At 59.7% G+C, this 26,066-nt stretch carries 23 protein-coding genes; 6 read left to right on the forward strand and 17 right to left on the reverse strand.

Annotated features, from left to right (window positions below):
• Positions 1-19: 19 nt before the first annotated feature.
• Positions 20-520, reverse strand: a complete 501-nt coding sequence (locus GHN92_RS08195) for an ATP-dependent zinc protease (RefSeq protein WP_095019604.1) — start codon at positions 518-520, stop codon at positions 20-22.
• Between the two features lie 222 nt (positions 521-742).
• Here GHN92_RS08195 and GHN92_RS08200 point away from each other — a divergent pair, with 222 nt between their 5' ends.
• Positions 743-1,630, forward strand: coding sequence for an acyltransferase (locus GHN92_RS08200; protein WP_094999843.1), 888 nt, complete (start codon positions 743-745; stop codon positions 1,628-1,630).
• 3 nt (positions 1,631-1,633) lie between these two features.
• On the opposite strand, the gene GHN92_RS08205 is transcribed toward GHN92_RS08200, so the two are convergent.
• On the reverse strand, positions 1,634-2,191 hold the full coding sequence (locus GHN92_RS08205) for a DUF2780 domain-containing protein (protein WP_094999842.1): 558 nt from the start codon (positions 2,189-2,191) through the stop codon (positions 1,634-1,636).
• Between the two features lie 182 nt (positions 2,192-2,373).
• Here GHN92_RS08205 and GHN92_RS08210 point away from each other — a divergent pair, with 182 nt between their 5' ends.
• Together GHN92_RS08210 and GHN92_RS08215 are read left to right on the forward strand one after the other, a co-directional pair.
• Positions 2,374-3,006 carry a sigma-70 family RNA polymerase sigma factor gene (locus GHN92_RS08210; protein WP_232527652.1) on the forward strand — a complete coding sequence of 211 codons (633 nt, stop codon included), beginning with the start codon at positions 2,374-2,376 and terminating at the stop codon, positions 3,004-3,006.
• Positions 3,003-3,677 carry an anti-sigma factor domain-containing protein gene (locus GHN92_RS08215; protein WP_094999841.1) on the forward strand — a complete coding sequence of 225 codons (675 nt, stop codon included), beginning with the start codon at positions 3,003-3,005 and terminating at the stop codon, positions 3,675-3,677. The genes GHN92_RS08210 and GHN92_RS08215 overlap by 4 nt, the downstream gene beginning before the upstream one ends.
• A gap of 119 nt (positions 3,678-3,796) precedes the next feature.
• On the opposite strand, the gene fdhA is transcribed toward GHN92_RS08215, so the two are convergent.
• From fdhA to glyA, 7 genes are all read right to left on the reverse strand, one after another.
• Positions 3,797-4,996, reverse strand: a complete 1,200-nt coding sequence (gene fdhA / locus GHN92_RS08220) for a formaldehyde dehydrogenase, glutathione-independent (RefSeq protein ID WP_153379861.1) — start codon at positions 4,994-4,996, stop codon at positions 3,797-3,799.
• A 67-nt stretch (positions 4,997-5,063) separates the two neighbouring features.
• The gene (purU, locus tag GHN92_RS08225; protein ID WP_016782559.1) at positions 5,064-5,921 is read right to left on the reverse strand and encodes a formyltetrahydrofolate deformylase; all 858 of its coding nucleotides are present in this window, start codon (positions 5,919-5,921) and stop codon (positions 5,064-5,066) included.
• A 145-nt stretch (positions 5,922-6,066) separates the two neighbouring features.
• Positions 6,067-6,699, reverse strand: coding sequence for a sarcosine oxidase subunit gamma (locus GHN92_RS08230; protein WP_094999980.1), 633 nt, complete (start codon positions 6,697-6,699; stop codon positions 6,067-6,069).
• 12 nt (positions 6,700-6,711) lie between these two features.
• Positions 6,712-9,729: a sarcosine oxidase subunit alpha gene (locus GHN92_RS08235; protein ID WP_153379863.1), complete on the reverse strand. Its 3,018-nt coding sequence runs from the start codon at positions 9,727-9,729 to the stop codon at positions 6,712-6,714.
• Positions 9,726-10,058 carry a sarcosine oxidase subunit delta gene (locus GHN92_RS08240; protein ID WP_016782562.1) on the reverse strand — a complete coding sequence of 111 codons (333 nt, stop codon included), beginning with the start codon at positions 10,056-10,058 and terminating at the stop codon, positions 9,726-9,728. The genes GHN92_RS08235 and GHN92_RS08240 overlap by 4 nt, the downstream gene beginning before the upstream one ends.
• A gap of 14 nt (positions 10,059-10,072) precedes the next feature.
• Positions 10,073-11,323 carry a sarcosine oxidase subunit beta family protein gene (locus GHN92_RS08245; RefSeq protein ID WP_016782563.1) on the reverse strand — a complete coding sequence of 417 codons (1,251 nt, stop codon included), beginning with the start codon at positions 11,321-11,323 and terminating at the stop codon, positions 10,073-10,075.
• A 22-nt stretch (positions 11,324-11,345) separates the two neighbouring features.
• On the reverse strand, positions 11,346-12,599 hold the full coding sequence (glyA, locus tag GHN92_RS08250; RefSeq protein WP_094999837.1) for a serine hydroxymethyltransferase: 1,254 nt from the start codon (positions 12,597-12,599) through the stop codon (positions 11,346-11,348).
• 348 nt (positions 12,600-12,947) lie between these two features.
• Between glyA and GHN92_RS08255 the strand changes: the two genes are divergently transcribed.
• Positions 12,948-13,988 (forward strand): low specificity L-threonine aldolase, encoded by a 1,041-nt coding sequence (locus GHN92_RS08255; RefSeq protein ID WP_094999835.1) that lies wholly within the window; start codon positions 12,948-12,950, stop codon positions 13,986-13,988.
• Positions 13,989-14,121: 133 nt separating this feature from the next.
• On the opposite strand, the gene GHN92_RS08260 is transcribed toward GHN92_RS08255, so the two are convergent.
• The 3 genes from GHN92_RS08260 to gbcB all read right to left on the reverse strand — a co-directional run bounded on the left by GHN92_RS08260 (position 14,122) and on the right by gbcB (position 15,891).
• Complete coding sequence (locus GHN92_RS08260) at positions 14,122-14,424, reverse strand: cell division protein ZapA (RefSeq protein ID WP_133075246.1); 303 nt, start codon at positions 14,422-14,424, stop codon at positions 14,122-14,124.
• Positions 14,421-14,645: a hypothetical protein gene (locus tag GHN92_RS08265; protein ID WP_095027527.1), complete on the reverse strand. Its 225-nt coding sequence runs from the start codon at positions 14,643-14,645 to the stop codon at positions 14,421-14,423. The genes GHN92_RS08260 and GHN92_RS08265 overlap by 4 nt, the downstream gene beginning before the upstream one ends.
• Before the next feature lie 145 nt (positions 14,646-14,790).
• Positions 14,791-15,891, reverse strand: a complete 1,101-nt coding sequence (gene gbcB / locus GHN92_RS08270; RefSeq protein WP_153379866.1) for a glycine-betaine demethylase subunit GbcB — start codon at positions 15,889-15,891, stop codon at positions 14,791-14,793.
• Between the two features lie 281 nt (positions 15,892-16,172).
• Between gbcB and gbcA the strand changes: the two genes are divergently transcribed.
• Positions 16,173-17,465: a glycine-betaine demethylase subunit GbcA gene (gbcA, locus tag GHN92_RS08275; protein ID WP_153379868.1), complete on the forward strand. Its 1,293-nt coding sequence runs from the start codon at positions 16,173-16,175 to the stop codon at positions 17,463-17,465.
• 23 nt (positions 17,466-17,488) lie between these two features.
• Here gbcA and GHN92_RS08280 read toward each other — a convergent pair whose 3' ends face one another.
• Positions 17,489-18,064, reverse strand: coding sequence for a GNAT family N-acetyltransferase (locus GHN92_RS08280; RefSeq protein WP_153379870.1), 576 nt, complete (start codon positions 18,062-18,064; stop codon positions 17,489-17,491).
• 1,233 nt (positions 18,065-19,297) lie between these two features.
• Between GHN92_RS08280 and GHN92_RS08285 the strand changes: the two genes are divergently transcribed.
• Positions 19,298-19,819 carry a transglycosylase SLT domain-containing protein gene (locus GHN92_RS08285; RefSeq protein WP_094999830.1) on the forward strand — a complete coding sequence of 174 codons (522 nt, stop codon included), beginning with the start codon at positions 19,298-19,300 and terminating at the stop codon, positions 19,817-19,819.
• A gap of 30 nt (positions 19,820-19,849) precedes the next feature.
• Here the strand turns inward: GHN92_RS08285 and GHN92_RS08290 are convergent, their stop codons facing one another.
• The 4 genes from GHN92_RS08290 to dgcA all read right to left on the reverse strand — a co-directional run bounded on the left by GHN92_RS08290 (position 19,850) and on the right by dgcA (position 26,064).
• Entirely contained in the window at positions 19,850-20,620 is a 771-nt protein-coding gene (locus GHN92_RS08290; RefSeq protein WP_095026635.1) for an electron transfer flavoprotein subunit beta, read from the reverse strand.
• A gap of 69 nt (positions 20,621-20,689) precedes the next feature.
• Positions 20,690-21,931: an electron transfer flavoprotein subunit alpha/FixB family protein gene (locus GHN92_RS08295; protein WP_153379872.1), complete on the reverse strand. Its 1,242-nt coding sequence runs from the start codon at positions 21,929-21,931 to the stop codon at positions 20,690-20,692.
• Entirely contained in the window at positions 21,928-23,868 is a 1,941-nt protein-coding gene (dgcB, locus tag GHN92_RS08300) for a dimethylglycine demethylation protein DgcB (protein ID WP_153379874.1), read from the reverse strand. The genes GHN92_RS08295 and dgcB overlap by 4 nt, the downstream gene beginning before the upstream one ends.
• A gap of 135 nt (positions 23,869-24,003) precedes the next feature.
• Positions 24,004-26,064, reverse strand: a complete 2,061-nt coding sequence (gene dgcA / locus GHN92_RS08305; RefSeq protein ID WP_094999826.1) for a dimethylglycine demethylation protein DgcA — start codon at positions 26,062-26,064, stop codon at positions 24,004-24,006.
• Positions 26,065-26,066 lie beyond the last annotated feature (2 nt).

A 26,066-nucleotide genomic window follows, 5' to 3' on the forward strand; every position in this document is an offset into this window, starting at 1 on the left:
GTGAGGGCCAAGCACTCACTCAGCAATCCGGTTTGTCCGCTGTATAGCGCCGCGCCGGGTTTACCGCCGCACCAAACTCACGCAGTGCCTTGGCGCCAATCAACAGCGGGTAGTTGAAGCTGCTCCGGTCGGTGAGGTTGACCTCCACCGTGCGTTTGACATCACCCAGGCACATTTCCAGATCGACCACCGGGCGCTTGGCGCTTTCGGGGGTTTCCCGGTCTTCATCTTCATCGGCGCGGCTTTTGATCTTGCTGATGCGCGCCACCTTATGTTCATACACTTTGCTGCTGGCACCTTCGGTGGCCAGCTGGAAGCGCACCCACTCTTCACCGTCACGGGTAAAGGTCTGGATATTTTTGGCCGACAGCGACGCGGTCAAGGCACCCGTGTCCATCTTGGCTTTAAGGGTCTCGCCGATTTCCGGCAATTTGATGTACTCGTAACGCCCGTAAAGGGTCGGCTCGGCGGCCATCACCGGCAGCGCCAATACAGACAGCAACGCAAGAACAGACTTCATGCAGGCATTTCCTTTGAAAAAGTAAGAGTTAGACCACTTATCCACAGTAGGTTCACACTGGGTGTGTGGGAGCGAGCCTGCTCGCGATACTGGCGACCTGGTGAGTCTGCTTCACCGCGTTGAGGCTATCGCGAGCAGGCTCGCTCCCACAAGGTCCATGGATTTGGCGTTCAGCACCAGTCTGCTTATCATGGCCAGTCCTTAAACGTTCAAGAGTTGCTTATGCGCCGCCTGCTCACCGGCTGTCTGGTTACCCTGCTGTTGCTGTGCAACACCCTGATCCTGTTCGGGCCGTTGATGCTATTTGCCCTGCTCAAACTGGCATCATCGGGGCGCCTGCGCGATTACAATTCGCGGGCGGTGATGTGGATTGCCGAAACCTGGTCCGAAATCGACAAACGCATTTTTGCCCTGTGCCTGCCCACCCAATGGGATATTCGCGGCGCCGAAGGTCTGAGCCGCGATACCTCGTATCTGGTGATCAGCAACCACCAGTCGTGGGTCGATATCCCCGCGTTAATGCAGGGCCTGAACCGGCGCACGCCATTCTTCAAATTCTTCCTGAAAAAAGAACTGATCTGGGTCCCCTTTCTGGGCCTGGCCTGGTGGGCGCTCGACTACCCGTTCATGAAGCGCTATTCCAAGGCCTTTCTGGCCAAACATCCGCAGCTCAAAGGCGAAGACCTGAAGATCACCCGGGCTGCCTGCGAACTGTTCAAGCGCCAGCCGGTGACGATCGTCAATTACCTCGAGGGCACGCGCTTTACCCCGGCCAAACACGCGCAACAACATTCACCCTATACCTGGCTGCTCAAGCCCAAGGCAGGCGGGGTGGCGTTTGTGCTGGCGGCGATGGGCGAACAGCTGGATGCCGTGCTCGACGTGACTGTGGTGTATCCACAGGCAAAGATTCCGGGCTTTTGGCAGTTGATCAGCGGGCAGGTGCCCAAGGTGATTGTCGATATACAGACCCGCGAACTGGATCCGGCATTGTGGCAGGGGGATTACGAAAACGACCCGGTGTTTCGTGAGCAGGTCCAGAGCTGGGTCAACCAGCTCTGGACCCTGAAAGACCAGCGTATCAGCACCTTGCGTGCCGAGCGCGGCTAGCCTTTAAACGCCCCAGGCGCTGCCCAGCTTGCTCAGCAGCGAAGTGCTGACGTTCTGGCCCTTGAAGTAGTCCAGCAGTACCGGAGCAAACTTGGCAACCATACCGTCCTGCATGCCCAGCGCCGTGAATGCGGCGTTCAGCTGGTCAGTGTTGGCCACGTTGCTGACAGCGCTGGTCGCGGTCTCGGAAACACCGCTGGATTTGCCCAGCAGGCCGCCCAACTGGCTCAACTGACCCAGGGCACCGGCGCCAGCCAGCTTGTTCACGCCCGGCACTTGCTGAGTCAGTTCGGAGTAGTCGCTGGAGGTCAGCTGGTTTTTCGCCAGGCTCAACATCGCGCCAATACCGCCCGCTGCCTGCTCAGGCTTGACGCCCAGCTCGTTGACCTTGGTCAGCATCTGCACGGCCTGGGCCGATTTGTCCGTGGTGGCGCCATTACCGTTGCCACCCTGAACCTGCGCGGCCACGTTGGCTACGTCGCTCAGGCTGAAACCTGCGAACACCGGGCTCGCTGCCACGGTCATCAATGTTGCCAGTGCCACGCCGCTCAACTTTTTCATCGCTTCAACCTCTAGAACCAAAAAGCCGCCCGCCAGGGAGCGGTAAAACTATGGGTAAGACCCAAAAACCGGGCAGATGTTCCCAAGTGCCACTATCGGGTCAAACGGTCTGTAATCTTAATTGAAAACGAGTGCATCCGCTGAGCCCTTGCCTGCGTATACAGAGCAGCGAGGTAACTCACATGATTGGAACAACCCTATACCCTGAACTACCCTCAACCGACAACTGGTCTGAAGTCCTGGCTTTTTTTGAGGGGAGAACAGCTATTTTAACCGCCAATACCGATTACCTTGAAAAGCTGTTGGCCCAATGTTCATTGGGTAATCGACGCGCCTTTGAAACCCTCTACCGCAGCGTGGCCCCGCGCTTGTACAGCGTGGCCTTGCGCTGCATGGGCCGACGCGACCTGGCAGAGGATGTGGTGCAGGAAAGTTTTGTGCGTATCTGGCACAGCGCCTCACGTTACGAAGCCCATTTGTCGGCACCGCTGACCTGGATGATCACCATCACCCGCAACCAGGCCATCGACCAGTTGCGCAAACACCGTGAATTGCCCTTGAGTGACCAGCAGCAAGACAACGTGGCCGATGACAGTCCCAGCGCCCTCGACCAACTGGGCAGCGCCCGTGAAGCCTGCGCCCTCAACCAGTGCCTGGAACAACTCGAAGGCATGCAACTCCAGAGCATCACCAGCGCCTACTTCCATGGGCTGAGCGCCAGCGAGCTGGCACAGCAACTGGCGGCACCCCTCGGTTCGGTCAAATCCTGGATTCGCCGGGGTATGCAGCGACTGCGCAGGTGCCTCGAATCATGAACTATCAAACACCCGAGTTACGCCGTGCGCTGACCGCCGATTACGCCATCGGGCTGATGCCGCCCACGGCCCGCAGGCGTTTTGAGCAACTGCTGCAGGGCGACGCGCTCCTGCGCGCCGAACTGGCCCGCTGGCTGGAACACCTCAACCTGCTGACCGAGCCACTGATCGAGCAACCCGTACCGGATCGCGTGTGGCGGGCCATCGTGGCCCGTATCGAGCCGCAAACCCTGCATGTGCCGGCAAAGCGTCCGTTCTGGAACTGGCTGCGTTTGAGTGCACTTGCCTGCTCATTGCTGATCGTCGTGACTGCCGGCCTGCTCTACAACCGCGACAGCGTGCAATACAAAGCCACCCTGCTCAGCGGCACTGCGCAGCCCGGCCTGAGCATCGAGGCCCACAGCGATTATCTGAAAGTAAAACCGCTGGAGCTGTCGGCGGTGGATGGGGGCAGCAGCCTGGAACTGTGGGCGATACCGGTTGAAGGCAAACCGGTGTCCCTTGGACTGATCCCCCGCGATGGCGATGGCCGCATAACCCTTAGCCAAAGTCAGCAGCAACTCATCAGGGTGCCGGTGGTGCTCGCCGTGAGCCTGGAACCGCAAGGCGGCTCGCCCACCGGTCAACCGACGGGCCCCGTGCTGTATCAGGGGCCGCTGGCCAGCCTGTAAAAACAATCCACGCACTTGTGGCAGCGGGCTTGCTCGCGATGCAGACAACTCGGTACATCTCAATAACCGAGGTGCTGCAATCGCGGGCAAGCCCGCTCCCACAGGGTTGGCGCTGGTGTTTATGCCTTGCTGAACATCCGGTGCGGGTCGATCACGAACTTCTTCGGCACACCGGCATCGAACTCGCCATAGCCCCGCGGCGCGTCGTCCAGGCTGATCACTTCAACACCTACGATGTCAGCGATCTTGATTCGGTCCCACATGATCGCCTGCATCAGCTGGCGGTTGTATTTCATCACTGGCGTCTGCCCGGTGTGGAAGCTGTGGGACTTGGCCCAGCCCAACCCGAAGCGGATGCTCAGGCTGCCCTTCTTCGCCGCCGCGTCTACCGCACCCGGGTCTTCGGTCACATACAGGCCCGGAATGCCGATCTTGCCCGCCACCCGCACCACGCCCATCAGCGAGTTGAGCACCGTGGCCGGTGCTTCATGCTTGACCCCGTCATGGCCGTGCCCGCGAGCTTCAAAACCCACTGCATCCACCGCACAATCCACTTCCGGCTCGCCCAGCAGTTCGGCGATCTGTTCGTGCAGGGGCGTATCTTTGGACAGGTCGGCAATTTCAAAACCCTGCGCCTTGGCGTGGGCCAGACGAATCGGATTAACGTCACCGACAATCACCACCGCCGCACCCAGCAAGCGCGCCGAAGCCGCAGCCGCCAGCCCCACCGGGCCAGCACCGGCGATATACACCGTGCTGCCAGGGCCAACGCCAGCAGTGACGGCGCCGTGATAGCCGGTGGGCAGGATGTCGGAGAGGCAGGTCAGGTCGCGGATTTTTTCCATCGCCGCATCGCGATTCGGCAGCTTGAGCAGGTTGAAATCGGCGTAAGGCACCAATACATATTCAGCCTGACCGCCAACCCAGTCGCCCATGTCCATGTAACCATATGCGCCGCCGGGACGGGCCGGGTTGACGGTCAGGCACACGCCGGTGTTCTGTTCCTTGCAGCTGCGGCAGCGGCCGCACGCCACGTTGAACGGCACCGAAACCAGGTCGCCGACTTTCAGGTGTTCCACATCACGCCCGGCCTCGATCACCTCGCCGGTGATCTCATGACCCAGCACCAGCCCGGTTTGCGCCGTGGTGCGGCCACGCACCATATGCTGGTCGGAGCCGCAGATATTGGTCGACACTACCCGCAGGATTACGCCGTGGTGGATGGGCTTGCCCTGAGGGTTCTGCATCTTGGGGAAAGGAATGCTTTGCACTTCAACCTGGCCGTTGCCCAGGTACACCACACCGCGATTGTCAGCCATCGTATTCACCCTTAGTTGTTATTGGCGGGATTAACTTGCTGCTTGCAGCTTAGAAGGTGGCGCGGGCTCACAGCACCACGGTACGACCTCCATTTAGGAAAACGCGCCGCTCAATGTGATAGCCCACGCCTCGCGCCAGGGTTTGCGCTTCGATGTCACGGCCCTTGGCGATCAGGTCTTCGGGGTAGTGGCTGTGGTCTACCACCTCGACGCCCTGGGCAATGATCGGGCCTTCGTCGAGGTCGTTGTTGATGTAATGGGCGGTAGCACCGACCAGTTTGACGCCCTTCTCGTAGGCCTGATGATAGGGCTTGGCGCCCTTGAAGCCGGGCAGCAGGGAGTGGTGAATGTTGATCGCCTTGCCGTCGAGCTTGCGACACAGCTCGGGGGACAGCACTTGCATATAGCGGGCGAGGATCACCAGCTCGGCGCCGGTGTCTTCGATCACCTGCCAAACCTTGGCCTCCTGCGCAGGCTTGTTGGCCGGGTCGAGGGCGAAGTGGTGGTAGGGGATGCCGTGCCACTGCGCCAGAGGCTCCAGATCGGGGTGATTGGAGACCACGGCCACCACGTCCATCGACAACTGGCCAATGCGCTGGCGATAGAGCAGGTCGTTGAGGCAGTGGTCAGCCTTGGACACCATAATCAGCACTTTGGGCCGATGGTGTGGCGGTGTCAGTTCGAACGTCATGCCAAAGGCCTGGCCGCGCTCGGCCAGGCCGGCGCGAAATTCGTGTTCATCGAAGCCGTCGGGCTGGCGGAACTCAACGCGGATAAAAAAACGCGCCGAACGCTGATCGTCGAAGGAATGGTGTTCGGTGACGTAGCAGCGGTGCTCAAACAGATAACGCGTCACCGCGTCGACGGTACCCAGCAGGCTCGGGCAGTCGGCGGTGAGGATCCAGGTGTCGGGGGCGCGGCTCATGGCGGGAGTCCTTGGTTGTTGTTGGAATGCGCACGTACAGGTGTGGGAGCGGGCTTGCCCGCGATGCAAACAACTCGGTGCATCCGGTTGACCGAGGGGCTGCCATCGCGAGCAAGCCCGCTCCCACAGGGGACAGCAGGCGGGTTTACGCCTCCACGCTCAACCCGTATTCAGCCGCCGCATCCTGCAACCATAACCACCAGTAATCCGAAAAACTGCGGCGGATCAGCAGTTCCCAGGTGTCTTCGCCGGTATGACGAATCACCAGCTGCGACTTGGCGAACACCGTGCCCACCGCCTTGCCCACCGGGAAATTGTCGGGGTGTACGTCATAACTGGTGGACTTCATCAGCACCTCGCGCACCTTCGGCCCGCTCAGTTCCAGCAGCTGTTGCCCGCCACTGACGTTGACCACCGAAATATGCAGCCCCGCCAGCGCCGCCCGCAGAGCTTGCTCCACGGCGAACTCCTGGCCACCGGGGACGATCAGCAGCCACTCATCCGGCCCCATCCATTGCAGCGAGGTATCAGCGTTGGCTACCAGGCTCAGGGCCACGGGCAGTTCCAGGCCCAGGGCCTTGTGCACGCCTTCGGCAAAGGCCGGGTCTTTGGCGTCACCGCGCAGGGTCAGGTGGCCCAGCAGTTTTTTCTCGCGTACGGTCACGCCAGGGTTTTTCCGGCCCTTGCCGATCAGGCCGGCCAGGCTGGCATGGTGCAGCGAGGATTCGGCTTTGGCGCCCGACTCCGGGCGCTGTTGGTATACGTTGGCTGTGGTCATGAGATCACCCATTCAAATATTCTGCCGGTCGCCTTTCGGGTCGAAGAACACCGAAGACACAATTTCAGCCTCGATCACGCTGCCGTCGACCTGGGGCGAGAACACCCGTTCGCCGATACGCTTCAAGCCGCCCTTGACCACACCCATGGCAAATGAATAACCCAGTGAGTTGTGGGCATAACTCGACGTCACGTGGCCGACCATGGTCATCGGGATCGACTGCTTGGCATCGAACACCAGTTGCGCGCCTTCGGGCAGCCATTGGGTCGGGTTGATGGGCTTGAGCCCCACCAGCTGCTTGCGCTGGTCACGTACGCAGTCTTCACGGTTCATGCCGCGCCAGCCGATCCACGAGAACGGTTTGGTGCGGCCCACGCACCAGCCCATGTTCAGGTCGTCGGGGGTCATGGAACCGTCAGTGTCCTGACCAACGATGATGAAGCCCTTCTCGGCCCGCAACACGTGCATGGTCTCGGTGCCATAAGGGGTGAGGTTGTACTGCTTGCCCGCCTCGACGATTTTTTCCAGCACGCCCATGGCGTAGTCAGCCTGGATATTGACCTCGTAGGACAGCTCGCCGGTAAACGAGATACGGAACACCCGCGCCGGCACACCGCCCACCAGGCCTTCTTTCCAGGTCATGAACGGGAACGCCTCGCGATCCAGATCAATGTCGGTCACTTCGCTCAGCAACTTGCGGCTATTGGGGCCGGACAAGGTCAGGGTCGCGTAGTGGTCGGTGACCGAGGTGAAGTAGACCTTCAGCTCGGGCCATTCGGTCTGCTGGTAAATTTCCAGCCACTGCAACACACGGGCCGCGCCGCCGGTAGTGGTGGTCATGACGAAATGATTGTCGGCCAGGCAGGCCGTCACGCCGTCGTCGAAGACCATGCCGTCTTCCTTGCACATCAGCCCGTAGCGGGCCTTGCCCACATCAAGTTTGGTCCAGGCATTGGTGTAGATACGGTTGAGAAACTCGCGGGCATCCGGACCCTGGATGTCGATCTTGCCCAGGGTAGAGGCATCGAGAATGCCGACGCTGTCACGCACCGCTTTGCATTCGCGCTTGACCGCCGCATGCATGTCTTCGCCGTTACGCGGGAAGTACCACGGCCGTTTCCACTGGCCGACGTCTTCAAATTCAGCGCTTTGCTTGACGTGCCAGGCTTGCAGCGCGGTGTAGCGCACCGGCTCGAAAATATGCCCGCAATGGCGCCCCGCCACCGCGCCGAAGGTCACCGGCGTGTAGTTGGGCCGGAACATGGTGGTGCCCATCTGCGGGATGGTCACGTTCAGCGAGCGGGCGGCAATGGCCAGGCCGTTGACGTTGCCCAACTTGCCTTGATCCGTGCCGAAGCCCAGCGCGGTATAGCGTTTGACGTGCTCAACCGACTCGAACCCTTCACGGGTCGCCAGTTCGATGGCCGCAGCAGTGACGTCGTTTTGCAGGTCGACAAATTGCTTCGGTGCCCGCGCCGTACCTTTTTCGTGGGGCACATGGAACAGCGCCAGGGTCGGTTCCTGCAGCTGATTCAGGGCTTTGGGCAACACCCCTTCCACGGCCTTGAAACCGGCTTCGCTGGCCGCACGTGCGCCGCCCTCAAAACCATCGGCCAGGCTGTCGCCTAGCGGGTAGACACCATTGATACCGCCCACACATACGCGCTTTTGCGGTGCTTCGCCGGGGACGAAACCGAGAATATCTTCACGCCAGGTCGGCTTGCCGCCCAGGTGCGAGGCCAAGTGAACTACCGGGCTGTAGCCGCCCGAAGTGGCCAGCAAATCGCACTCCAGCCACTCGCCGGGGCTGGCAACGCTGAGAGCCTTGACGTCGATCGCCGCCACTCGTGCACCCGTTACATGCTTGCTGCCACGGGCTTCGATCACCGCACTCCCGGTGAGGATGCGAATGCCTTTGGCCCGAGCTTCTTCGACCAGCGCACCACGGGGGTTGCTGCGTGCATCGGCAACAGCAACCACTTGCTGGCCGGCGTCGAGCCAGTCCAGGGCTACGCGGTAGGCATGATCGTTGTTGGTACTGAGCACCAGTTTTTTGCCCGGTGCCACGCCATAGCGGCGCACATAGGTGGACACGGCTCCGGCGAGCATATTGCCCGGTACGTCGTTGTTACCGTACACCAACGGCCGCTCGCAGGCACCGGTGGCCAATACCACGCGCTTGGCCCGGACCCGGTGAATACGCTGGCGTACCTGACCGATAGGGGCGCGATCGCCGAGGTGGTCGGTGATACGTTCGTGAATAGTCAGGAAGTTGTGGTCGTGATAGCCGTTCACCGTCGCGCGGGGCAACAGGATCACGTCGGGTAGCGTCTTGAGTTCGGCGATCACCTTGGCCACCCACTCCATGGCCGGTTTGCCGTCCAGGCTTTCGCGGCTGTCGAGCAGGCTGCCGCCGAATTCTTCCTGTTCATCGGCGATGATCACCCGCGCACCGCTGCGCGCTGCTGCCAGTGCCGCGGCCAGACCTGCAGGGCCTGCGCCGACAATCAGCACGTCGCAGTGGTGGTTCATATAGTCGTAGGTGTCGGGATCGTTCTGGGTCGGCGAGCGACCCAGGCCTGCGGCTTTGCGGATGTACTTCTCGTAAGTCATCCAGAACGACTGCGGGTACATAAAAGTTTTGTAGTAAAAGCCCGGCGGCATCAGCTTGCCGCCGACCTTGCCGAGGATGCCCATCACATCATTGTTGACGTTGGGCCAGCCGTTGGTGCTGGTGGCCACCAGGCCCTGGTACAAAGCCTGCTGCGTGGCGCGCACGTTGGGGATTTGCGTGGCCTCGGTGGCACCGATCTGCAACACCGCGTTGGGCTCTTCAGCACCGGCAGCGTAGATGCCTCGGGGCCGGGAATATTTGAAACTGCGGCCAATCACGTCAACGCCGTTGGCCAGCAAAGCGGCCGCCAGGCTGTCGCCCTCGTAGCCTTTGTATTGTTGACCGTTGAATGTGAAGCTCAGCACCTTGGTGCGGTCAACGCGGCCGCCATTGGGCAAGCGATGGGTCTGGCTCATACTTTTTCTCCCAGCTCGCGGGTGGCCGTGGTGGCCGCAGGTGCTGCCTGCTCAGTGAACTGCGGCTTGCTGCCGATCAGGTAGGTTTCAAGAATTTCGTAGGTCACGGTATTGCGCGTGGCATTGAAAAACTGCCGGCAACCGGCGACGTGGTTCCACAGCTCGTGGTGCAGGCCGCGTGGGTTGTCGCGAAAGAACAGGTAGTCGCCCCATTCTGCGTCGGTGCAACTGCCAGGGTCGAGCGGGCGCGGGATATGCGCCTGGCCGCTGGCGTGGAACTCCTCTTCGGAGCGAAGCTCGCCGCAATGGGGACAGAAGATATGCAACATGGGTATTTCTCCTGTTAGTGGGCGACAGCGGCAGCGCCGTGTTCGTCGATCAGGGCACCGGTGTGGAACCGGTCAATGGAAAACGGCGCGGCCAGCGGGTGCATCTCGCCCTTGGCCAGACTGGCAGCAAACACGTTGCCCGAACCCGGCGTGGCCTTGAATCCACCCGTGCCCCAGCCGCAGTTAAAGAACAGATTGGGCACCGGGGTTTTCGAGATGATCGGGCAGGCGTCGGGTGTGGTGTCGACGATGCCGCCCCACTGACGGTTCATGCGCACGCGGGACAACACGGGGAACATTTCCACAATCGCCTGGATCGTGTGCTCGATCACCGGATACGAACCGCGCTGGCCGTAGCCGACCCAACCGTCAATACCCGCGCCGATCACCAGGTCGCCCTTGTCGGACTGGCTGATATAGCCGTGTACGGCGTTGGACATGATCACGCTGTCGATAATCGGCTTGATCGGCTCCGACACCAGCGCTTGCAGCGGGTGGGATTCGATCGGCAGGCGAAAGCCGGCCTGACGCGCCATATGCCCCGAGTTGCCAGCCGTGACCACACCGACGCGCTTGGCGCCGATAAAGCCCTTGCTGGTTTCGACGCCGATGCACACGCCGTTTTCCTTGCGAAAGCCGAGCACTTCGGTTTGCTGGATCAGGTCTACGCCCAGAGCATCGGCGGCACGGGCAAAGCCCCAGGCCACGGCATCATGGCGGGCCACGCCGCCACGCCGTTGTACGGTGGCGCCGATGATCGGGTAGCGGGTGTTCTTCGAGCAATCGAGGTAGGGAATCTCGTCCGCTACTTGTTTGCCGTTGAGCAGTTCACCGTCCACACCATTGAGGCGGTTGGCGCTGACCCGACGCTCGGAGTCACGCATGTCCTGCAGGGTGTGGCACAGGTTATAGACGCCGCGCTGGGAGAACATCACGTTGTAGTTCAAGTCCTGGGACAAACCTTCCCATAGCTTCATCGCGTGTTCGTACAGGTGCGCCGACTCGTCCCACAAATAGTTGGAGCGCACGATGGTGGTGTTGCGTGCCGTGTTGCCGCCACCCAACCAGCCTTTTTCAACCACGGCCACGTTGGTGATGCCGTGTTCCTTGGCCAGATAGTAAGCAGTTGCCAGACCATGGCCGCCGCCGCCGACGATGACCACGTCATAGACCTTTTTCGGGGTCGGCGTGCGCCACATCTTCTGCCAGTTTTCGTGGTGGCTGAGGGAGTGCTTGAAGAGGCCGAAGCCTGAATACCGTTGCATAGGATCTACTCCAAAAACGCGCTCAGCGATAAACCGGGAAGTCTTGGCACAGCGAAGTCACCTGGCGGGCCACATCGGCCTCGATATCGGCATCGCCGAGGTGATCGAGAACGTCGCAGATCCAGCCTGCCAGCTCCGTGCATTGCGCCACTTTGAAACCACGGGTGGTCACCGCCGGGGTGCCGATACGCAGGCCCGAGGTCACAAAAGGTGATTGCGGGTCGTTAGGCACGGCATTCTTGTTGACCGTGATATGGGCGCGGCCCAGGGCGGCGTCGGCGTCCTTGCCGGTCAATCCCTGGCGGATCAGGCTGAGCAGGAACAGATGATTGTCGGTACCACCCGAGACCACGTCATAGCCACGCTTGATAAACACCTCGGCCATGGCCTGGGCGTTGTCGATGACCTGCTTTTGATAGGTTTTGAAACCCGGTTCCAGCGCTTCCTTGAAGCACACTGCCTTGGCCGCGATCACGTGCATCAAGGGCCCGCCCTGACCGCCGGGGAACACCGCCGAATTGAGTTTCTTTTCCAGGGCTTCGTTGGCCTTGGCCAGAATCAGGCCGCCACGGGGGCCGCGCAGGGTTTTGTGGGTGGTGGTGGTCACCACATCGGCATACGGCAGCGGGTTGGGGTACAACCCGGCAGCGACCAGACCGGCAACGTGGGCCATGTCAACAAACAGGTAGGCTCCCACCTTGTCTGCAATCTGACGAAAGCGTGGGAAGTCGAGGAATTTTGAGTAGGCCGAGAACCCGGCAATGATCATTTTGGGTTGATGTTCAACAGCCAGACGCTCGACTTCGTCGTAGTCGATCAAGCCGGTGCTGGTGTCGATGCCGTACTGCACGGCGTTGTACAGCTTGCCCGAAAAACTGACGCTGGCCCCATGGGTCAAGTGACCGCCATGGGCCAGGCTCATGCCCAGCACGGTGTCACCGGCGTTGAGCAATGCCAGGTAGACGGCTGCGTTGGCCTGGCTGCCGGAATGCGGCTGCACGTTGGCGTAATCGGCGCCGAACAACTGTTTGGCGCGGTCGATGGCCAACTGCTCAACTTTATCCACATGTTCGCAGCCGCCGTAATAGCGTTTGCCTGGGTAGCCTTCGGCGTACTTGTTGGTCAGACCGCTGCCCTGGGCTTCCATCACCCGCTGGCTGGTGTAGTTTTCGGAGGCGATCAGTTCGATGTGATCTTCCTGGCGCTGATCTTCAGCATTCATGGCCGCCAACAAGGCGTCATCGTAACCCTGGATCTGATCCTGCTTGCTGAACATTGCGTTCTCCCAGCGCCAGCGCGCCTTTTGGTCTCGGTGGGGCTAATGCCCTTTGAGCCAGATGGTAGAGCTGGCGCAGGCAGACCAAATGCCCATGGACGCCACGCAATGGTGCGTTTACGACATGGTTTCCCATAACCCTGTGGGAGCGGGCTTGCTCGCGATACTGGCTGCGAGGTTTGTCTGGCGAAACCGGGAGATGCCATCGCGGGCAAGCCCGCTCCCACATTTTGTTACATGGCTTTTGGTTATTCTTTTGTAGGGCATTTCCGCACTTTAAGTCGCGCCTGTGCACCTGCCGGATTCTTGGATAAAGTGCACAACACTATTCGACCATGGAACCGGGAAATGACTGACAAGAGCCAACAATTCGCCAGCGACAACTACTCCGGTATCTGCCCTGAAGTCTGGTCCGCCATGGAAAAAGCCAACCACGGCCACCAGCGCTCTTACGGCGACGACGAATGGACGCTGCGCGCCTCGAACGATTTTCGCAAACTGTTCGAAACCGACTGCGAAGTGTATTTCGCCTTTAACGGCACGGCGGCCAACTCCCTGGCGCTGTCGTCCCTGTGCCAGAGCTTTCACAGCGTGATCTGCTCCGAGACCGCCCACGTCGAGACGGACGAATGTGGCGCTCCGGAATTTTTTTCCAACGGCTCCAAGCTGCTGATCGCCCGCACTGAAAACGGCAAGATCACCCCCGAGTCAATCCGCGAGATCGCCCTCAAGCGCAAAGATATCCACTATCCAAAACCGCGGGTGGTCACCATCACCCAGGCCACTGAAGTCGGCAGCGTGTACCGCCCTGAAGAAATCCGCGCGATCAGCGACACCTGCAAGGAGTTGGGCCTGTTGTTGCACATGGACGGCGCGCGGTTCTCCAATGCCTGCGCATTTCTGGGCTGCACGCCCGCCGAACTGAGCTGGAAAGCCGGGGTGGATGTGCTGTGCTTTGGCGGCACCAAGAACGGTATGGCGGTGGGCGAGGCGATTCTGTTTTTCGACCATGCCTTGTCAGTGGATTTTGACTACCGCTGCAAACAGGCCGGGCAACTGGCTTCGAAAATGCGCTTTCTGTCTGCGCCCTGGGTCGGCCTGCTGGAAAACGACGCCTGGCTCAAACACTCGCGCCACGCCAACCACTGCGCGCAGTTGCTGAGCCAACTGGTGAGTGACATTCCGGGGGTCGAGCTGATGTTTCCGGTGGAAGCCAATGGCGTATTCCTGCAACTGTCGGAACCGGCCGTAGCGGCACTGACCGCCAGGGGCTGGCGCTTCTATACCTTTATCGGCAAGGGCGGGGCACGCTTCATGTGCTCGTGGGATACCGAGGAAGCACGGGTGCGGGAACTTGCGGCGGATATTCGCGAAGTGATGTCCGCTTAAAGCGCACGTAACATCAATAACACTGTGGGAGCGGGCTTGCTCGCGATTCAGGCAACGCGGTTAGTCTGAACGACTGCGCTGATGCCATCGCGGGCAAGCCCGCTCCTACAGAGGGTGACTGATTTACGAATACTCAGGATTGCCCCAGGGTTCGCTCAATCACATCGACCGTGGCGCTGACTTGCTCTTGATAACGGTCGAGTTCCTGTTTGTGGCTCAGTTGCAACTCAATCTGTTTTGAACACAGATTCAGTGCTGCCAGCACCAGCAGCTTGTCCCCGATCAGGCTCGGGTACTTTCTTTTCGTTTCGGCCAGGGCGGCTTTCAACATGACCGTGGCCGCCATCAGGGTTTTCTGCTCCCCCTCCGGCGCCTTGATCGTGTAGTCGTTACCCAAAATCGAGACGACATTTACTCCGTCTCTGTCCACGCTCATGCGCTGACAGGGCTCGCGCGCTCAACCAATGCCTGGATGCGGGCTGCGGTCGCGCCTTGCTTCTCTTCCTGTTCCATCAGGGTCAGTTGCAGGCTTTCGTTTTCGTCACGGGCCTGAGCCAGTTCGGCATTCAGTTGCTCGTTGGCGTCCAGCAGCTCTTGCTTTTGCTGAACCAGATCGCTGACCAGTTGTTCCAGTTTGCTAAGGGATGACTCAATCATGGTGATGTTCTCAAGCAGTTTCGAAGGGCGCGTACGATAAAGAAAAGTCACCGGCTAAGCTAGCGGCAACCTTGCTTTCAGACCCCTAAAGACTGTGGTTTGCAACCTTTGTTCCCGGCACGGGTTCTGGAGCCACGAAAGCCGGTCAAAACTCGATCCGCACATCCCCTTTCGGCACACTGCAGCACGACAGGATATAACCCTCGGCCACATCTTCGTCGGTGATGCCGCCGTTGTGCTCCATCTCCACCTCGCCGCCCAGTTTCAGCACCTTGCACGTCCCGCAAATGCCCATGCCGCAGGCCTTGGGGATCATCAGCCCGAGTTTGGCCGCAGCGGCGTGCACCGTCTCGCTTGGGCCCACACGAATGCTCTTGCCGGACGCGGTGAATTCCACCTGGTTCAAGTCCGCCACGTCCAGCTCCGGTGCGTCCGCCGCCTGCTCGGCCTGTTCTACCGCTTCAGCCCGCACTTCAGGCGGCGTCGCGCCAAAGGATTCTTCGTGGTAACGGCTCATGTCAAAACCGTTGCTTTCCAGCAGGCGCTTGACCGCGTTCATGTAAGGCGTCGGCCCGCAGCAAAACACCTCGCGCTCCATGAAGTCGGGGGCCATCAGGTCGAGCATTTTATGGTTCAGATAACCGCGATACCCGGCCCAGGGTTCACCCAGCCCGTGCTTCTCGCAGATCAGGTGCAGGCTGAAGTTGTCGATACGCGAGGCCATATGCTCCAGCTCGCGGTGATAAATGATGTCCTTGGGCGAGCGGGCGCTGTGGATAAACACCATGTCGACATTGGCGTTGGTGTCGTAAAACCAGCGTGCCATCGACATTACCGGGGTTATACCTACACCACCGCTCAGATAGAGCACTTTGGGGCTCGGCGCGTCGATGGCGTTAAACAGTCCCACCGGCCCGTGCACGGCCAGTTCCTGGCCTTCGCTCAAGGTGTCGTGCAGCCAGTTGGAAACCCGGCCACCGGGCACCCGCTTGATGGTCACCGAAAAGCTGTACGGCACCGAGGGTGAGCTGGAAATAGTGTACGAGCGCATCACCGGGTCACCGTCGATTTCCAGCTCCAGGGTCACGAATTGCCCCGGTTTGAAAAAGAACAGGATCGGCTGGTCGGCCATAAAACAGAAGGTGCGCACATCCCAGGTTTCCTGAATCACTTTGACGCATCGCACGATGTGTCGGCCATTGGCCCAGGTCTGGGTGGTTACCGGGTTCAGAAAGCTATTGGACATGCGCTTCTCCACGGCCGACAGCCGGCCTCTTGCTGGCGATTCTGCGCATGCCCCGAAGCGGCCATTTATCCATTCGCGACATCCACATACTTATCGCGACCAGCCCCTGAAAACAGCACCTTCAGCGTCGGGAACAGATTGGGCCATGTCGCCCGTAGATATGGCTGCGGCGCACTTCGAACGCACACTCAGCGCCACTACCACTTGTATTGCTTTGCCTTGCGTCGAACCCCTGATCAGCCATTTTTAGGCCACATCCGATGGCCATGAGGACTACAACGATGGACGTCACCGCAAACTTGAGCCTGGGCGATCCACTGGAACCCGCACGCAAGGCCACCGCCGAGATGCTGCAGAACCGCGAGCGGACATTTTCGCTGCCACAGCCGTTTTATAACGACGAGCGTCTGTTCGAAATCGATATGCAGGAGATCTTCCAGAAGGAGTGGCTGATTGCAGGCATGACTTGCGAGATACCGGCCAAGGGCAACTTCCTGACCCTGCAGGTGGGCAAGAACCCGATTATCGTGATTCGCGGCGCAGAAGGTCAGGTGCATGCCTTTCATAACGTGTGCCGCCATCGTGGTTCGCGACTGTGCACCAGCGAAAAAGGCAAGGTCGCCAAACTGGTGTGTCATTACCACCAGTGGACCTATGAGCTGGACGGGCGCCTGCTGTTTGCCGGCACCGAGATGGGTGCGGACTTCGACATGAAGCAATACGGCCTCAAGCCGGTGAACGTCAAAACCGCGGGCGGCTATATCTTTATCAGCCTGGCCGAGAACCCTCCCGCCATCGACGAGTTCCTCGCCACACTGAACCACTATATGGAACCTTACGACATGGAAAACACCAAGGTGGCGATTCAAACCACCCTGGTGGAAAAGGCCAACTGGAAACTGGTGCTGGAAAACAACCGCGAGTGCTACCACTGCAACGCGTCACACCCCGAGTTGCTCAAGACCCTGTTCGAATGGGACGACGTCACCGACCCGCGCGCCGACCAGGCATTCAAGGATCACGTCGCCGCCTCCGCAGCCGCCTGGGACGCCGAGAAAATTCCTTATGCCCACGCCAGCTTCGGCCTGCGTAACCGCATCGTGCGCATGCCACTGCTCAAGGGCACGGTCTCGATGACCCTGGACGGCAAGCAAGGCTGTGCAAAACTGATGGGGCGCATCAAAAACCCGGACCTGGGCTCAATGCGCATCCTGCACTTGCCGCACTCGTGGAACCACTGCATGGGCGACCATATCATCGTATTTACCGTATGGCCGATCAGCGCGCAGGAAACCGTGGTCAGCACCAAATGGCTGGTGCACAAGGATGCGGTAGAAGGCGTGGACTACGACGTGGAGCGCATGCGCAAGGTCTGGGACGCCACCAACGACCAGGATCGCCGGCTGGCTGAAGAAAACCAACGCGGCATCAACTCGGTCGCCTACCAGCCAGGGCCGTACTCGCAAACCTACGAGTTTGGCGTGGTCAACTTTGTCGACTGGTACAGCGAGCGGCTGCTGAACAACCTGGGGGCGGCGCCTGCGGCGTATCTCAAGGGTGTGGTTGCCCAGTAAACCTGCATCTGCGCAGGTGGCGTTTAACTGGGAAGTGGACAATGCATCAAATACGCCTCACCCGTTACGCGGATCAGCGGGTGGGGCGTTATGTGGCAGGTTTTGACGATCTCAAAACCATGGCGCTCATAAAATCGACGGGCACCTGTGTTCGCCGCATAGTCGATCAGGCTCAAACCGTTCAGCCCCAGTTCGCCGCAACGCGCCTTGGCATGCAGCAAGAACCTGGCGCCCAACCCGAGGTTTCGCCAGCCCTTATGCAAAGCCAGGCTTGAGATATACAGCGTGTCCGGGATTTCCATATCCGCATAAGGTGCCAGCACCGGGTCAGTCTCAGGCTGGGCATCCGGGTCGTCGCGCATCTCAAAGCTGTGCATCATGCCGATCACCAGGCCCTCGGCCTCGGCAATCCAGCAGTTTTCATACGAAAATATGACCCCCGCACGGGCATAACGCATCTCCCCGACGTCCAGTAGTTGCTGACCCGGCTGCGCCATCTGACTCCAGATGTAATCGGCGCAGCCTTCGGACGATATCTGAAAAAGACGTGCAATTTCGCGTGCATCGGCACGCACTGCTGGACGAAATGAAACGCTCATTCGTTTTACTCCACGGGGGCACAGGACTCTTTTTAGCTCAAACCGATTCAACTCAACAACACGCAACCCTGGCCTCATTTATGTCCATGTATTGCATGCTAATGATCGTTTTTTAACCACTCCCCTCTAGCCCATGCAGTCAAAGGGCTACAGCCCTTCACCAACATCTTGTCCACAGGCACACCCACAGCAACTGTGGGGAAGTCATGGATCACTACCAGGGCAGACATCTGTACATTTTTTGTGCAAACCTGCACAAGCCACGGTTTTAAAGGCCTGCAGATAACCACACCCACCTTATCCACAGTTTGACCAACTGAATATGTGCGCAACTTTATCCACCCTGTTGAAAACTCCCTTAGCCCTTGTATTGGCTGGTTTTATCCCATCAAAAGACGATGCCAACGTGGATTGAACATTTTTTGATCATCACCTTGGAGCCCTTTAATATAAAGGCCTGCAGGATAGAGCGAACAACTTATCCACACCTTCACCAACAGAGTTTGTGGGTAAATAGAGCAAGCGCTGTGCAAGTGTGATTTCCTGGCAGCGATCATTTTTTGTACAAACCTGCAGGAGCCACGTCAGCCGGGCCCTGCAAGCAAATACAGACAGGTTACCCACAGGCAGGCACACAGAAACCCGGGGTAACTTTGCGCAGATGTCTGGCAGTACCTTGCCTACTAAAATGCTGTCCGCAAACTCGCTCGCGAAGGCAGTGATATCAGACGTTAAAAACACTGGATCGATCACCATCATCTGCCACGTTTCTTAGACTTTTTAGAGATTTGGCATCACGCCAAACATTATATCAATTTCAGCCTGCAAGCCCCCTCCCCCCTATTAAACAACTCTAAACACTCACAAAATGAACAACCCAACAAAAAGACAACCAACTCACTATTAGCCGGTTCATTTCAATGGATCCAATTTTGATTGCAGGATAATTGCCATCAATCGAATAAGTCCTATATTTATTTTTATGCAGCCTGTTCGCTACCCTGTTTATACAGGCACTCAACCACCTACAAAAACTGCAGGTAACACGCCCCTAAAACCCGCCAATACTTATAGTTTAAACGTGAAAATTTTGTGATCTTGCGCGCCACACTTAACACTGCGGATTCCTTATTAATTATCAATAAAACCGTGTAGATTCAACAGGATAAAACAATCTATCGATTAGATTGGCACCTCTGCTTTATCCGTTATCTGAAACGGCGAGGTCTTGATATGAAACATTCATTTTTGATTATACTTGTCATATGTGCCGGACTAACACCGACCTTCGCTCATGCCAATTGCTGGCAGGATGCAGGCAACCGCTATGACATTGATCCGTTGCTGTTACATGCCATTGCCCAAGTTGAATCGAAAATGAATCCGGCCGCACGCAACGTCAATAAAGACGGGACTTACGATATAGGTTTGATGCAAGTCAACAGTCGCCATTTGAAACACCTTGCCACTTTTGGCATTAGTGAATATCAACTACAGACTCAACCCTGCACCAGTGTCATGGCCGGTGCCTGGATCCTCGCCAAATTTGTCAAACAACTGGGTTACAGCTGGGACGCCGTGGGCGCCTATAACGCCGGAACAAAGCCAAATCGTGAACATCTGCGCAATCGCTACGCCCTTCGCGTCAAGGGGTACTACGGGCAGTTAGTCAGCCAGCGCGAGCAAAGACTTCAGGCTAGCGCCCGTAAATCTCAGGCCATATTTGCATCTGGCGGCGAGCGCAAATTCAAATGATGTCGCTGACTCAGGTTCCGGCCGCAAACGCTAGCGCACAACGCCTTCTTCGATCAGGAGCTTGAGAATCACCTCGGCTCCCGCTTGAGCACTGAGCCCTTTGTGAACTTGCCCGGAACCCCCAGCCGCCTTGGCGGTAGCTGCTTTCATGCGATCTGCGCCACTTTTGGCCCTTATCACCTTCAAGCGCTTGGGCCGTGGTCGGGCAGGTTGCAATACGCCGGTTGTGGATAACTCATCGGCAACGATTTCAACTACTTCGGCGTTAACCACACCCCGCGTGGCGGGGCCGTAGGCGCTTTGGCGCGCCTTGGGAGCAGCGTTATCCACAGTAACCATAAATGGCAGTCGCACTTGCAGCCTGCGCCGCTGCCCCCGGGGCAAGGCTTGCAGCACCTGGGCCACGCCATTGTGGATAGATTCGATCTGCGCCACACCTACCAGCAGTGGCCAGCCCAGCTCTTCGGCCAACAGGTACGGCAGCATGCCCGAACCCTCACCGGTTTCGGCCTGGCTGCCGGTGAGCACCAGTTGCACGCCCGCTTCACGGATGTAATCGCGCAACGCTGGCACGGCATCGGCGCCGTCGGGTTGCTCCAGCACATGCAACTCCTCCAGCCCCATGCCCAGATAGGCGCGCAAGGCCGGCTCCCGGGGGTTACCCGCGTGCAGCACGTGCAGGCTGTCTCCGGCAAGTTGCAGGCCCAGTTCGACGGCACGGGCGTCCTGTTCGGCGCGACGGGCGCGGCCTGAAGCAGGATGGGCGCCGATTGAAACCAGTGCAACGGTGGCGATGGTCATTTGCAAATCTCCAGACTGAACTCAATCCTGTGGGAGCGGGCTTGCTCGCGATGGAATCACTGCGGTATATCAGGCTGACCGGGTCGCCCGAATTGCGGGCAAGCCCGCTCCCACAGAGGTTGCGCTGCGCCAGTTATCCACAGCCTCGATCAGTGCCTCAAGCACCGCCGTACCGTCACCAATCACCGACACATCCGCGCGTTTGACCATGTCGCAGCCAGGGTCATGGTTGATCGCCACCACCTTGTCACAGGCACCAATCCCTTGCAGATGCTGGATCGCCCCGCTGATCCCGACCGCCACATACACCCGCGCCGTGACCCATACCCCGCTGGCCCCCACCTGACGCTCGCGACCCATAAAGCCATCGTCCACCGCCACCCGTGATGCACCTTCGGTGGCGCCAAGGGCAGTGGCAGCCCTGTGGAAAAGTCCCCAGTCCTTGATCCCGTTACCACCGCTGAGGATAAATTCGGCTTCAGCCATGGGAATCGCAGCAGGGTCAACTTCAACCGCGCCCAGATCCTCAATACGCGGCAAACAGCTGGCAGCTGCTGTGGATAACTGCACCTCCAGCGCTTCATGCCGGGTTTCACTGACCGGCTCGGCACACTCGGCCGCTGCCAGAATCAACCGCCGCAACGGCTGGACGACATCTTGCTGACCTGCCCCGGCACGGCCGATGCAAACGCCATCCTTGAGTTGCCAGACCCGCGTGGCCGGGCGCTCTCCCAGGCTGGCGGCAAAGCGCCGGCCCAATTCACCGCCACCACTGCGGCTGTCAGGCAATAGCCAGTGGCGTGGCGTGAACTGGTTATCCACAGCCCGTAAACCCAGCACCTGGTGCTCCGGTGCATAACCTTCACTGTCGAGCATCAACAGCCGATCAACCCCGGCCGTGGCAAAGGCGGTCTCCCTGGACTCGCCGAATACCACCGCCAGCACCGCTCCATCGCTGCCCGCCAATTGATGGGCCAGCCCCAGCAGATCGCGGTCGTGGCTGCTCAGGCGGCCCCCGACCATATCCGGCACCACGGCGATATAAAACGCCGGGGCCGCGACCTGATGCAGCGGTAATTGCACCTCGACGCTGGCCGCGCGCCTGCTGGTCCCGCCCTGCTGCGCGCCGCTGCGGTCTATGCGCTTGATGCCGTTGGGCCCGATAAAACCTGCACCATGGACATTTTTGCGCACTACGCCATTGGGCCCCATCCAGCTCTGCTGCACGGGTTGCATGGCCGCGTGCAACGGATGCAGACGGTTACGGGCGATCCACTCGGCCCGTGGGTCGCGGCGGATAATGTCACTCATGCGATCACCTCCGATTCTGGCCGTCGGACAGGTTTGGCCACGACGTCTTCAATCAGCGCATCGGCCACCAGTTCGGCAATGTCCTTGATTTGCGGACGGGGTTCGACCACCCCTTCGAGCATCGCCGTGCATTGCGGGCAACCCACCGCCACACGCTCGGCGCCCGTCTCACGGATATCGTCCATGCGCATGTCGGGGATCCTCTGCTTGCCGGGGATGTCGGTAATCGGCGCGCCGCCACCGCCACCACAGCAACGGGAACGAAAGCCCGAACGCTGCATCTCCTTGACCTCGATGCCCAAGGCGCGCAGTACCGCACGCGGCGCCTCGTATTCGCCGTTATAGCGGCCCAGGTAGCAGGGGTCGTGATAGGTCACGCTGCCGCCCGCATCCGCGGCAAGATTGAGCAAGCCGGCATCGATCAACTCGGCCATATAAGTGCTGTGATGTTGCACAAGGTAGTCGCCGCCAAAGGCGCCGTATTCGTTTTTCAGCACATGAAAACTGTGCGGATCGCAGGTGACGATGCGCTGGAAGCTGTACTGCGCCAGGGTCTGGATATTGCGTTTAGCCAGCGCCTGAAAGGTCGCTTCATCCCCCAGACGCCGGGCCACGTCGCCACTGTCGCGCTCTTCCAGGCCCAGCACGGCAAAGTTGACCCGGGCGGCCTTGAGCACTTTGACAAAGGCACGCAAGGTGCGCTGGTTACGCATGTCGAAAGCCCCGTCACCGACCCAGAACAACACGTCCACGGCGGGCTTGTCGCGCATCAGGTCGAGGTTCAGGTCCGCTGCCCAGTTCATCCGCCCGCCGGGGGCAAAACCGCCGGGGTTATCGGTGGCGATCAGGTTGTCCAGCACCTGCGCGCCATTGTTCGGTGTCGCACCTTTTTCCAGGGTCAGGAAACGGCGCATATCGACGATGGCGTCCACATGCTCGATCATCATCGGGCACTCTTCAACGCAGGCGCGGCAAGTGGTGCAGGACCACAGCGTGTCGGCATCGACCAGCCCGTTGACGATCGGCTGATGCGGGTTGCCGCCATGCTCACCAATAGGTTTACCGGGATAGGGACTGCCAGCAAAGTGAGCATCGGTGCCGCCCGCGAGGCCGACCACCATGTCCTGAATCAGTTTCTTTGGATTGAGCGGCTGGCCGGCGGCGAAAGCCGGGCAGGCGGCTTCGCATTTGCCGCATTGCACGCAGGCGTCAAACCCCAGCAATTGGTTCCAGGTGAAATCCTTGGGTTTTTCCACGCCCAGGGGCGCACTGCGATCGTTTAAATCCAGCGGTTTTAGCCCTGTTGAACGGCCGCCGCCAAAGCGCTCGGCGCGGCGGTGCCAGGCCAGATGCAATGCGCCCGCGAAGGCGTGCTTCATCGGCCCGCCCCAGGTCATGCCGAAAAATAATTCCGACACACCCCACGCCACGCCCACGCTTAAAACCGCCGCCAGCATCCAACCGCCGAAGCCTTCGGGCAACAGCCCTGCAACCGGCAAGGTGAGGATGAAAAAACTGGCGGAAAACACCAGCAAGCTTTTCGGCAGGCGCATCCACGGGCCTTTGGACAGGCGCGAGGGTGGGTTCAGGCGACGCTTGAAGACGAACACAGCACCGATAAACATCAACGCGGTGGCGAACAGCAAGGCATAGCCGAGGATGCGGTTATGCAGGCCCAGGCCATGCACCAGGATCGCCAGCACGGCCGCCAGCACAAAGCCGCCAGCAGTGGCGACGTGGGTGTTGGCCATGTATTTGTCGCGGGCGACCACGTGGTGCAGATCGACCATGTAGCGCCGGGGCATGGCCAGCAGCCCGCCAAGCAGATCGAGCTTGGCCGGGCGACCACGGCGCCACATGTTCATGCGCCGAATGGCGCCCGCAATCGCCAGGACGAGGGCGGCGAACAGCAGGATGGGGAGAACGATATTGAGCATGGTGAAGCTCCCAAAGACCACGCAGGTCTGATGTGAGAGCGGGCTTGCTCGCGATTCAGGCGACGCGGTGCATCAGCAACACCGCGTGATCGTTTATCGCGAGCAAGCCCGCTCCCACATTGGTTCGGTGTCGGGTCAAAAATCCTTGCACAACCGCAGCGCGTCATAGATCGCTGCATGCACGTTGCGCTGGGCCACACAGTCACCGATACGAAACAGCAGGTAGCCGTCCCCCGCCTCGCTCAAGCACGGTTGCGGCTTGATCGCGAACAGCGCTTCGACGTCGATCTGGCCCTTGTTGCGCGAATCCGGCTTGAGCCCGTAATACAGCTCTTCATCCGGTCGCACACCGTTTTCGATGATTACCTGATCGACCACCCGCTCCTCTTTGACACCGGTGTATTCGTTCTCCAGCACAGCAATCACCTTGTCACCCTCGCGGTAGACCTTCTCCAGCATCATGTCGCCGGTCATGACCACTTCCTTGGGATACAGGCTGCGGTAATACGTGGGGAATGACGTGCCGCCAATGGCCACACCGGGCTTGGTGTCGTCGGTCACGATCTCGACCTGCGCTCCCTTGTCCGCCGCAAAATCGGCCACCGACATACCGGTAAATTCGCAAATGGTGTCGTACACCAGCACGTTTTTACCGGGCGCCACTTTGCCGTCGAGTACATCCCAGCTACTGACCACCAGCCCTTCGGCCGCGCCCCAGTGTTCGTTCTGCTCCACAAACGGGTGCCCGCCCACCGCCAGCACCACAATGTCCGGACGCAAGTCCATGATCGTCGCCGCATCCGCTGCGGTGCCCAGGCGCAAGTCAACTTTCAGGCGCGCCAGTTCCAGTTGAAACCAGCGGGTGATGCCTGCCATCTGGTCACGCTGAGGCGCTTTGGAGGCGGTGGTGATCTGCCCGCCGATGGCGTCCTTTTTCTCGAACAGGGTCACGTCATGACCGCGCTCGGCAGCTACCCGTGCCGCCTCCATCCCTGCTGGCCCGGCGCCGACAATCACCACCTTGCGTTTGGCCCCGGTGGATTTTTCGATGATATGCGGCACGCCCATATATTCCCGGGAGGTGGCCGCGTTCTGGATGCACAGCACGTCCAGCCCTTGGTACTGACGGTCGATGCAGTAGTTGGCACCCACGCATTGTTTAATCTGGTCGACCTGGCCCATCTTGATCTTGGCGATCAGGTGCGGATCGGCGATATGGGCACGGGTCATGCCCACCATGTCGACATAACCCCCCTCCAGAATCCGCGTGGCCTGGTTCGGGTCCTTGATGTTCTGCGCATGCAGCACCGGGGCCTTGACCACTTCCTTGATCCCGGCGGCCAGGTGCAAAAACGGTTCCGGCGGAAAGCTCATGTTGGGGATTACGTTGGCCAGGGTGTTGTGGGTGTCACAGCCCGAGCCGACCACGCCGATAAAGTCGAGCATGCCGGTGTCGTCGTAGTACTTGGCAATTTGTTTCATGTCCTCATGGCTCAGGCCATCAGGGTGAAATTCATCCCCGCACAGGCGGATGCCCACGCAGAAATCCGGACCGACTTCAGCGCGCACGGCCTTGAGCACTTCGAGGCCGAAACGCATGCGATTTTCAAAACTGCCGCCCCATTCATCGGTGCGTTTGTTGACACGCGGGCTCCAGAACTGGTCGATCATGTGCTGGTGCACCGCCGACAGCTCAACCCCGTCCAGTCCACCGGCTTTGGCCCGGCCTGCGGCACTGGCGTAGTTACCGATGATCCGCCAGATTTCTTCAGGCTCGATGGTTTTGCATGTGGCACGGTGCACCGGCTCACGTACACCGGAAGGTGACATCAGGGTCGGCCAGTTGAAGCCGTCCCAGCGCGAGCGGCGGCCCATGTGGGTAATCTGGATCATGATCTTGGCGCCATGCTTGTGCATGGCATCGGCCAGGTTCTGGAAGTGCGGGATAATGCGGTCGGTGCTCAGGTTGACCGAACTCCACCACTCTTGCGGACTGTCGATGGCCACCACCGAAGAGCCGCCGCAAATCGCCAGGCCGATACCGCCCTTGGCCTTTTCTTCGTAGTACTGCACATAACGCTCGGTGGTCATGCCGCCATCGGTGGCATACACCTCGGCATGGGCGGTGCTCAGCACACGGTTGCGGATGGTCAGCTTGCCGATTTGAATCGGCTCAAACATTGCTTCGAACGCCATAT

Origin of the sequence: Pseudomonas sp. FSL R10-2964 (assembly GCF_009600035.1) — a bacterium.
In the GTDB taxonomy this organism is placed as follows: Bacteria; Pseudomonadota; Gammaproteobacteria; order Pseudomonadales; family Pseudomonadaceae; genus Aquipseudomonas; species Aquipseudomonas bubulae.